Below are 9,911 nucleotides of genomic sequence, written 5' to 3' on the forward strand. Positions count from 1 at the left end.
CGCACCCCCCCACCACCCCGGACTCCGCGCCACTCCTTTTGTTGGGGGGTTGACCCCCCCCCCCCCCCCCCCCCCCCCCCCCCCCCCGCCTGTTCCCCCCCCCCCCCCCCCCCCCCCCCCCCCCCCCGGGCCGCCCCGAGGGGAACCATGAACACCATCGCCATCGACGGCGGCACCGCCGCCATATCCGGAGCCGACGCACCGGCCCCACGCGTCGAGCGCTTCGACGGCCCGGCCGCCGCAGAGCGCCTCCCGCTCTGGGCGCGCGCCTACGAGGACGTCTACGCCCACGCCCTCGACCTCAGCGACCACAACGACCCGCCGATCGCCGAGCGCCTGGAACGCCACTGCGCCCGCCCCGGCTTCGAGCTCGTCGCCGCCTTCGACGGGGACCGCGTCGCCGGCCTCGTCTACGGCTACACCCTGCCCGAGGACTCCCTGTGGTGGGAGGGCCTCACCCCCGCGCCCGCCCCCGACTTCGTCCGCGAACACCCCGGACGCACGGTCGGCGTCTGCGAACTCCTCGTCGGCACGCACTGGCGCCGCGACGGCCTCGGGGCCCTCCTGCTCGAATCCTTCCTCGCCCGGCGCCCCGAGGAGCGGGCGGCCGCCCTGGTCGCCGACGGCAACGCCGTCGTCCTGGGCCGCTACGCCGGCTACGGGTTCACCCCCGTCGGCACCATGGAGCCCTACCCCGGCTGGCGCCCGCACACCATGATCGTGCGCCCGCTGCGCCAGGCCTGACCTCCCGGCCCCCGCCCCGCACCGAACGTCCCTCCCCAGCAGCAAGGCAGCCGCCGTGTCCATAGAACTCCCGCCGTCCGCAGCGCCCCGCTCCGCCCACCCGCAGGACACCCTCCCCGCGCACGTACGGAGCCGGCTCCTCGAACTCGCCGGGACCGGAACCCCGGTGGCCGCCTACCTCTACGACGGCGACGTCGCCGCGGGCAGGGCCCGCGAGCTGCGCGCGGCCCTGCCCTCCTGGGCGGCCGTCCACTACGCCGTCAAGGCCAACTCCTTCCCCGGCATCATCGAGGCGCTCGCCCCGTACGTGGACGGCTTCGAGGTCGCCTCGCTGTCCGAACTCGCCCTCGCCACCGCCGCCAAGCCCGTCGCGCCCGGCACCATGACGCCGGTCCTCGCGGCCGGACCGGCCAAGTCCGTCCCCGTCCTGACCGGCCTGGTCGAGGCGGGCGCCGAGGCCATCAACGCCGAGAGCCCCCTGGAGCTCCACCGCATCAGCCGCATCGCCACGGAGCGCGGCACCACCGCCCGCGTCGCGCTGCGCGTCAACCCGGCCGAGATCCCCGTCACCGGCTCCCTCCACATGGGCGGCGAGGCCTCCCAGTTCGGCGTGCCCGAGCCCGACGTCGCGGACGCCGTCCGCATCGCCCAGGGCCTGCCCGGCATCGACCTCATCGGCTTCCACATCCACGCCGCCTCCAACAACCTCGACGCCGACAGCCACGCGGCGTATGTGCGCTGGTGCCTGGAGTGGAGCGTCGCCACCGCCGCCGAGCTCGGCATCGACCTCCGCCACATCGACGTGGGCGGCGGCATCGGCGTCGACTTCGAGGGCGACTTCAAGGGCGAGAAGCCGTTCGACACCGCCCGCTTCGGCGAGCTCATGGCAGAGCTGGAACCCCCGGCCGGCGTCAAGGTCGCCTTCGAGCCCGGCCGTTTCCTCGTCGCCGACTGCGGCTGGTACGCCGCCGAGGTCACCGACGTCAAGCACTCCTACGGGCAGTCGTTCGCCGCCCTCCGCGGCGGCATCAACCACTTCCAGCTGCCCACCTCCTGGGACATCGTCCACAACGTCGCGGTCCTGCCCGTCGAGGAGTGGCCCGAGGACTGCCCGCGCCCCGAGGCCGCCGACCGCCGCGTCACGTTCGTCGGCGAGCTCTGCACCCCCGAGGACACCCTCCTGCGGGACGTACGCGTCGACCGCGTCCGCGCCGGCGACATCGCCGTCTTCCCCTACGCCGGCTCCTACGGCTGGGAGTTCGCCATGCACTCCTTCCTCGGCCACCCCGTCGCCGACCGCATCCTGCTCTGACCGCTCAGGGCGTGTCCTACGGGCCGGCACCGGCCCGTAGGACACGCCCCGGCGCCGGTCCCCGCCGCCCGGCGCCCCGAGCCCGCCCCCGTACCCCGGAGTCCCCCGATGACCCTCCCGCCGCATCCGCCCACGGCAGCCGGACCGGACCCCCTCGACCACCCCGATCCGCTCGACGCCGCCGACGCCGCCGCCACCGAGACGCTCCTGCGCGCCTACGTCCGCGAGACGGCCACCGACGTCCCCGCCGCCGGCCGGGACCTGGCGCTCGACTTCCCGGCCAGCGCGCTGCGGCTGGACGTCCCGGTCCGCTACCGCTCGGCCACCGGCTGGCACCGCTTCGGCACCCCCGTCGTCGCCGGCACCGGCCGCGACGTCCCGCCGCGCGCCGACGCCACCCTCGTCGCCTCGGCCGCGATCCGCGAGTCCACCACCGGCCGCGGCCACCCCGCCCACCTCGGCACCGACGCCGCGGGACGGGTCCTGAACTCCGCCGGCCGCGTCGCCGCCCACCTGGCCGCCCGCCGCGCCGAGACCCCCGGCACCACCGGCCCGACCCCCTTCCTCGACGCCGAACAGGCCCTGCTGACGGGACACCCCTTCCACCCGGCGCCCAAGAGCCGCGAGGAGGCGACCGAACGCGAACTCGCCGCCTTCTCACCCGAGCTGCGCGGCTCCTTCGCCCTCCACTGGTTCGCCGCCCACCCCGACATCGTGGTGGGGGAGAGCCACGACGGCCGCCCGGTCGCCGAGCTGCTCCGCCCGCTGGCCGCCGGCCTTGACCTGCCCGCCGGCACCCTGCCCGTGCCCGCGCACCCCTGGCAGGCCCGTGAGGTCCTCGACCGGCCCGAGGTGCGGAAGCTCGTCGACGACGGCCTGCTGATCCCGCTCGGCCCCGCCGGCGCCCCCTGGTACCCGACGTCCTCGGTGCGTACCGTCCACCGGCCCGACGCCGACGTGATGCTCAAGCTCTCCCTCGGCATGCGCATTACCAACTCCCGTCGCAACAACCTGCGCGGCGAGATGCGCCTCGGCGTCAGCGCCGCCCGGCTGCTGGCCGCCGGCCCGGCCGACTGGCTGCGCGCCGAACACCCCGCCTTCGGCATCCTCCGCGACTTCGCCTGGATCTCCGCCGGCACCTCCGGCGCCGAGACCGGCCTGGAGACCGCCCTGCGCGACAACCCCTTCCGCGGCGGCACCCGCGAGGGGCTGTGCGTCGCCGGCCTGCTGGCCGAACGCACCGGCCCCGGCGACGGATCGGCCCCGGCCCACCGCTCGCTGCTCGCCGAGGCGGTGACGCGCGCCGCCCGCACCCACGGCATCACGGTCGCCGAGGCCGCGGCCCGCTGGCTGGAGGGCTACCTCGACGTCCTCGCCGTCCCGCTGATCCGGCTCCAGGCCCGCTACGGCATCGCGCTGGAGCCGCACCACCAGAACACCCTCGTCGCCCTCGGCGAGGACGGCCTGCCCGCCGCCGGCTGGTACCGCGACAGCCAGGGCTACTACCTGGCCGAGTCCCGCCTCGCGGACATCGAACGGCTCCTGCCCGGCGCCACCGACGACGTCGAACTCGTCTTCGCCGACGCCTTCGTCGACGAGCGGGTCGGCTACTACCTCTTCATCAGCAACCTGCTGGGCCTCGTCGGCGCCATGGGTGCCCAGGGCCTGGCCGGCGAGGACGACCTGCTGCGGGTGCTGCGCGCCCGGCTGGAGCGGCTGCGCGCCGCCGAGCCCGGCGCCCGGACGCTGCTGGACCTGCTGCTCGACGCACCGGTCCTGCGCTGCAAGGGCAACTACCTCACCTGCGTGGACGGGCTCGACGAGCTCGTCGGCGACGTCCACACGCAGTCCGTCTACATCGACCTTCCCAACCCCCTCGCGGAGGCCCTGCGGTGAGCGCCCAGACCCCCTACGACCTCGTCGGCGTCGGCATCGGCCCGTTCAACCTCTCCCTGGCCGCCCTCGCGGACGGCGCGCCGGAGCTGAACGCCCTCTTCCTCGATGCCAAGCCCGCCTTCTCCTGGCACCCCGGCCTGCTCATGGAGGGCACCACCCTCCAGGTGCCCTTCCTGGCCGACCTGGTGACCATGGCCGACCCCACCAGCCCCTGGTCGTACCTCAACTACCTGCGGTCCCACGACCGGATGTTCCCGTTCTTCTTCTCCGAGCGCTTCCTCATCCCGCGCCGCGAGTACGACCACTACTGCCGCTGGGTCGCCGAGAGCCTGCCGTCCTGCCGTTTCGACGCCCGCGTCACCGCCGTCGAGTGGGACGGCGGCGCCGACGCCTTCGCCCTGACCTACAGCTCGGCCCAGGGTGACGTCACCCGGGTCCTGGCCCGTCAGATCGTCCTCGGCGTCGGCACCAACCCCGTCGTGCCCGAGCCGCTGCGGCCCTTCCTCACCGACGAGCACCGCGGCCGGGTGCTGCACAGCGCCGACTACCGCATCCACCGCGAGGCCCTGGCCGCCGCCGACGACGTCACCGTCATCGGGGCCGGCCAGTCCGGCGCCGAGGTCGTCCTCGACCTCCTCCGCCGTCAGGACGGCCTGGGCGAGGGCGGCCCGTTCACCCGCTGGCTCGCCCGCACGCCCGCCTTCGCGCCGATGGAGTACTCCAAGATCGGCCTGGAGCACTTCACGCCCGACTACATCAGCTACTTCCGCGCCCTGCCCGAGGACCGCCGCGAGCAGCTCGTCCGCGAGCAGTGGCAGCTGTACAAGGGCGTCAGCGCCGACACCCTCGGCGCGATCCACGACGAGCTCTACGAGCGCACCATCGGCGGCGGCCGCCCCCGCGCCGACCTCCACCCCGGCATCGAGCTGCGCGCCGTCGAGGCGGACGCCGACGGCTACACCCTGACCTGCCACCACGGCCCGCAGGACGGCGAGTTCACCGTCCGCACCTCAGCGATCGTCGCGGCCACCGGCTACGGTGCCACCCGCCCGGCCTTCCTCGACACCATGGACGACCTCGTCGACTGGGACGAGCGGGGACGCTACCGCGTCGACGGCGACTACCGGGTCGCCCTCGACCCGCGCGTCGGCGGCACCCTCTACGTCCAGAACGCCGAGATGCACACCCACGGCGTCGGTGCCCCCGACCTCACCCTCGGCGCCTGGCGCGCCGCGAAGATCCTCAACGCCGTGTGCGGCCGGACCGTCCTGCCCGTCCCGGAGCGGGCCGCCTGGACGACCTTCGGCGTCCCCGGTGCCGCCCCCGCGCCCGCGGCCGCCCCGCATCAGGATCCGATCGGAACCCTCCGGTGACCGCGGCCCGGCAGGCCGGGGGAGCGGCACCCGCGCGATCGGGCCTGCCACTGCGGGCCGTCCTGATCGCCGTGATCGCGCTCTACCTGATCGCCGAGACCGCGCTGGCCCCCTTCCTCCCCCAGCTCTTCGAGCGCCTCTACGGCGTCGACGACCCGGGGGCGACGGGCCTGTACCTGTGGATCTGCCGCATCGTGGGGCTGATCGCGCTCCCGCTGTGGGGGCTGGCGGCCCGCCGCCGGCCCCTCCACCAGCTCGTGGTCACCGGACTGTGCTCGGCGGCCGTCATCGACATCGTCCTCGGCTTCGCCCCGAGCTACGCCGCCTTCACCGCGCTGTCGGCGGCCTCCGTGGCCGCCAACGCCTCGCTGCTGCTGGCCTACCCGGCCTTCATCGCCGAGCACACCCGCGAGGCGGTCGAGAAGCAGAGCGACGCCGAGCACGCCGAACTGGCCGCGGTGCGCTCCATCGTCCTCGTCTTCCACGTCGCGGCGGTCGCCGCGACCCTGGTGGGCGCGGGCGTGCTCGCGCTGCCCGACCCGCGGCTGGGCGTCTCGGCGTTCGCCGTCGTCGACGTGATCCTCGCCGTCCTCATCCTGCGCGTCCTGCGCCGGCTGCCGGCCGGGGAGAAGGAGACGCCGTCGAAGGCCGCGCCCGGCCCGTCCCGGACCGCCGGACCGCGCCGCAGCCGCTGGCTGCCGCTGGCGCAGGCCGCGCTGATCGGCGTCGCCTTCGACTTCGCGATCGCCGTGGCCCGCCCGTTCTTCACCGAGTTCGCCGAGGACCTGGGCAGCGGCTCCATGGGCGGCGCCGTGCTGTTCTTCCTGCCCAGCGTGGGCGCCCTGGCGACGCTGCCGCTGGCACGCCGCTGCCACGACCGGTTCGGCAGCCGGCTGCTGCCGGTGTCGGCCCTCATCTGCGCGGCCGGGTTCCTGTGGCAGTACACCGCCGACGGTCTGCCCACGCTCGTCAGCGGCCGGCTGCTGGCCGGCCTGGGGCTGGGACTCGCCCAGGTGGCCGTGGAGATGCGGATGTTCCGGACCACCGGCACCGCGGGCCCCGCCTTCACCGCCGTGGAGACCGTACGCTCCGCCGGCCTGCTCGCCGCCCCCCTGATCTCGGCGGCCGTCGTCTCCCACGACCTCGCCCTGCCGCTGACGGTCGCCGCCGCGGCCCTGGCCTGCGTCGCCGTGGCCTCCCTGGCGACGGCCCCGGCCATCACCGCCCAGGGCACCGCGCCCCTTCCCGCCACCCCCGAGCCCACCCCCGAGCCCACCCCCGAACAGATTCCCGTCACCGAACCCGTCGCCCACCCCGTCGACGCACCCGTGTACGCCAAGGAGTACGACCGATGAACCGCGCCACCCGAGACACCTGGGCCGAGGCAGGACGCCGACTGCTGGTCAAGGCCGTCGAGGAGTTCGCCTACGAGGAGCTGCTGACGCCGCGGCCCGACGCGGCGGCCGGCACCGACGCGTACCGCCTCGACTTCGCCGACGGCGTCCACTGGACCTTCCGCGCCGCCCGCGGCACCTTCGCCACCTGGCGCCTGGCCGGTACGCCCGTACGCCACCCGGCCCCCGCCGACGGCGACGCCGGCCCCGAGCTCTTCCTGCTCGACGCCCGCACCGGGCTCGGCTGGGACGGCCCCACCACCGCCGAGGTGCTGCGCGAGCTCACCGCCACCCGCCGCGCCGACGCCCAGGCCCTCGCCCGGGCCCTGCCCGCCGCCCGCCTCGCCGACCTGGACCACCTCGACCTGGAGGCCTACCAGGACGGCCACCCCTGCATGCTGCTCAACAAGGGCCGCCTCGGCTTCTCCGCCGCCGACTCCGCCGCGTACGCCCCCGAGACCGCCGACGCCGTCCACCTGATCTGGGCCGCCGTCCACACCGGTCTCGCCACCTACGCGGGCGTCCCGGGCCTGGACGCCGAGACCCTCCTGAAGGAGGAGCTGGACGACGACGTCCGCGAGCGGTTCGCCGCCACGCTGGAGGCGGCCTGCGCCGACGGACCCCACGACGCGTCCGACTTCGCCTGGCTGCCGGTGCACCCCTTCCACTGGGACGAGGCCGTCGAGACCCTCTTCGCCTCCTACCTCGCCGACGGCCGCATCGTCCGGCTCGGCGAGAGCCCGGACCGCTACCGTCCGCTCCAGTCGATCCGCACCCTCGCCAATCTCGACCACCCGCACCGCCGCAACGTCAAGGTGCCCCTGCTCATCCGCAACACCCTGGTGTGGCGCGGCCTGAAGACCGAACCCACCCACGCCGCCCCGGACGTCAGCGCCTGGCTGCACGGCATCCGCGCGAACGACCCGTTCCTGAGCGAGGAACTGCGCTTCCACCCGCTCGGCGAGGTCGCCGCCGTCTCCGTCGCCCACCCCCTCTACGACGCGGTGACGGACGCCCCCTACCGCTTCCACGAGCTGCTGGGCGCCGTCTGGCGCGAGCCCGTGGGCGCCCTCCTCGCCGACGGCGAGCAGGCCCGTACGATGGCCGCCCTGCTGAAGACCGGCTCCGACGGCCGCGCGCTCGTCACCGAACTCGTGGAGCGCTCGGGCCTTACGGCCGAGGAATGGCTGAGGACGTTCTTCGCAGCCCTGCTGCCCGGACTGCTGCACTACCTCTACCGCTACGGCACCGCGTTCTGCCCGCACGGCGAGAACACCGTCGTCCTCTACGACGCCAAGGACACCCCGATCGGCATCGCGGTCAAGGACTTCGCCGAGGACGTCAACCTCCTGCCGGGCGACCACCCCGAGTACGCGTCCCTGACCGAGCGCGCCGACCGCATCCTGCTCCGCTGGCCCGCCCACGAGCTCGCCCACTCCCTGCTCAGCGCCGTCTTCGCCGGCCACTTCCGCTTCTTCGCGCCGCTGGTCGCCGAGCACCTGGACGTGCCCGAGGACACCTTCTGGGCCATGGTCCGCGCGGAGATCGAGCGCTACCACGCCCGCTTCCCCGAACTCGCCGACCGCTTCGACGGCTTCGGCCTCCTCGCGCCCGACTTCGACCGCGTCGCGCTCAACCGCGAGCAGCTGCTCGGCGGCGGATTCCACGACCGCGCCGAGAAGGACGAGGGCTTCGACGTCGTCCACGGCCGCGTCGCCAACCCCCTCGCCACCGCCGTTTCCGAGGAGGGCAAGCGATGACGGACGCCACCCGGTCCGACTTCGAACGGCTGCGCGCCGAGGCCGAGGCCGGCCGCCTGGAGGAGGTCGTCGTCGCCGTGCCCGACCTCCAGGGCCGGCTCCAGGGCAGCCGCCTCGCGGCGCCCTACTTCCTCGACGAGGCCGCCGCGAACGGCTTCAACGCCTGCGTCTACCTGCTCGCCACCGACGCCGAGATGAACACCGGCCCCGGCTACGCCATCGACGCCTGGCAGAGCGGCTTCGGGGACTTCGTCCTGCGCCCCGACGCGAGCACCGTACGGATGCCCGGCTGGGACCCCGGCACCGCCCTGGTGCTCGCCGACGCCGCCTGGCCGGACGGGGAGCCCGTACGCGTCGCCCCCCGCCACGTCCTGCGCGAGCAGCTCGACCGCCTCGCGAACCGCGGCCTGGCCGCGTTCGCCGGCACCGAGCTGGAGTTCCTGGTCTTCAACGACTCCTACGACGAGGCCTGGGACCGCCGCTACCACGGGCTGGAGACGGGCACCCGCTACAACGTCGACTACTCCCTCCAGGGCCTCGGCGGCGTCGAGCCGCTCGTCCGCCGCATACGCCGCGAGATGACCCGGGCCGGGCTGCGCATGGAGACCGCGCGCGGGGAGGTGCACCCCGGCCAGTACGAGATCGTCTTCCGCTACGACGAGGCGATGCGGACCTGCGACAACCACGTCTTCTTCAAGAACGGCGTCAAGCAGATCGCCGCGCAGGAGGGGCGCGCCGTCACCTTCATGCCCAAGTTCGACGAGGGCGAGGGCAACTCCTGCCACATCCACCTCTCGCTGCGCGGCACCGACGGCTCGGCCGTCCTCGCCGACCCGGCGGCCGAGGACGGCATGTCCGACCTCATGCGCCACTTCATCGCCGGACAGCTCGCCTGCCTCGCCGACTTCACGCTGCTGATGGCCCCCAACATCAACTCGTACAAGCGGTTGCGCCCCGGGGCCTTCGCCCCGACCGGCATCGGCTGGGGCCGCGACAACCGCACCTGCCCTGTCCGCGTCGTCGGCGCCGGCCACTCGCTGCGCATCGAGCACCGGGTCCCGGGCGGCGACGCCAACCCCTACCTCGCGATGGCCGCCGCGGTGGCCGCCGGCCTCCACGGCATCGAGAACGAACTCCCGCTCCCGGCGCCCCACGCGTCCAACGCGCTGGCCGACCCCACCGTCCCGCGCCTGCCGAGCACGCTCGCCGAGGCGCTCCACCGGTGGGAGAACAGCGCGGTCGCGGCGAAGGCCTTCGGCGAGGACGTCGTCGGCCACATCGCCCAGGCGGCCCGGACGGAACTGGAGTCGTTCGAGAGCGCGGTGACGGACTGGGAGCGGGTCCGGGGCTTCGAACGCCTGTGAGGCCCGCGGGGGGGGGGGGGGGGCCCTTCTCCCCCCCCTCGTCCTTTTTCGGGCGCTTTTCTTTGGCC

General features: G+C 74.6%; 7 protein-coding genes. All 7 read left to right on the plus strand.

All coding sequences use genetic code 11. From position 1 onward, the window contains the following. The first annotated feature begins 147 nt into the window (after positions 1-147). Entirely contained in the window at positions 148-744 is a 597-nt protein-coding gene (locus AC07BS_RS22085; protein WP_478933958.1) for an N-acetyltransferase family protein, read from the plus strand. A gap of 55 nt (positions 745-799) precedes the next feature. After that, on the plus strand, positions 800-2,056 hold the full coding sequence (locus AC07BS_RS22090; RefSeq protein ID WP_478933960.1) for a type III PLP-dependent enzyme domain-containing protein: 1,257 nt from the start codon (positions 800-802) through the stop codon (positions 2,054-2,056). Between the two features lie 108 nt (positions 2,057-2,164). Then, positions 2,165-3,952 carry an IucA/IucC family protein gene (locus AC07BS_RS22095; RefSeq protein WP_478933962.1) on the plus strand — a complete coding sequence of 596 codons (1,788 nt, stop codon included), beginning with the start codon at positions 2,165-2,167 and terminating at the stop codon, positions 3,950-3,952. Continuing rightward, positions 3,949-5,325: a lysine N(6)-hydroxylase/L-ornithine N(5)-oxygenase family protein gene (locus tag AC07BS_RS22100; RefSeq protein ID WP_478933964.1), complete on the plus strand. Its 1,377-nt coding sequence runs from the start codon at positions 3,949-3,951 to the stop codon at positions 5,323-5,325. The genes AC07BS_RS22095 and AC07BS_RS22100 overlap by 4 nt, the downstream gene beginning before the upstream one ends. Then, on the plus strand, positions 5,322-6,680 hold the full coding sequence (locus AC07BS_RS22105) for a hypothetical protein (protein ID WP_478933966.1): 1,359 nt from the start codon (positions 5,322-5,324) through the stop codon (positions 6,678-6,680). The genes AC07BS_RS22100 and AC07BS_RS22105 overlap by 4 nt, the downstream gene beginning before the upstream one ends. Beyond that, the gene (locus tag AC07BS_RS22110; protein ID WP_478933968.1) at positions 6,677-8,479 is read left to right on the plus strand and encodes an IucA/IucC family protein; all 1,803 of its coding nucleotides are present in this window, start codon (positions 6,677-6,679) and stop codon (positions 8,477-8,479) included. Before AC07BS_RS22105 ends, AC07BS_RS22110 begins: the two co-directional genes overlap by 4 nt. Next, positions 8,476-9,843, plus strand: coding sequence for a glutamine synthetase family protein (locus AC07BS_RS22115; RefSeq protein ID WP_478933970.1), 1,368 nt, complete (start codon positions 8,476-8,478; stop codon positions 9,841-9,843). The genes AC07BS_RS22110 and AC07BS_RS22115 overlap by 4 nt, the downstream gene beginning before the upstream one ends. Positions 9,844-9,911: the final 68 nt, after the last annotated feature.

It is taken from the genome of Streptomyces sp. NPDC044063, assembly GCF_056434285.1.

What these genes read in the sequence shown, in the direction of transcription:
- AC07BS_RS22110 (WP_478933968.1), top strand. Translation starts at nt 6,677, where the DNA reads ATGAACCGCGCCACCCGAGACACCTGGGCCGAGGCAGGACGCCGACTG.
- AC07BS_RS22115 (WP_478933970.1), top strand. Translation starts at nt 8,476, where the DNA reads ATGACGGACGCCACCCGGTCCGACTTCGAACGGCTGCGCGCCGAGGCC.
- AC07BS_RS22095 (WP_478933962.1), top strand. Translation starts at nt 2,165, where the DNA reads ATGACCCTCCCGCCGCATCCGCCCACGGCAGCCGGACCGGACCCCCTC.
- AC07BS_RS22085 (WP_478933958.1), top strand. Translation starts at nt 148, where the DNA reads ATGAACACCATCGCCATCGACGGCGGCACCGCCGCCATATCCGGAGCC.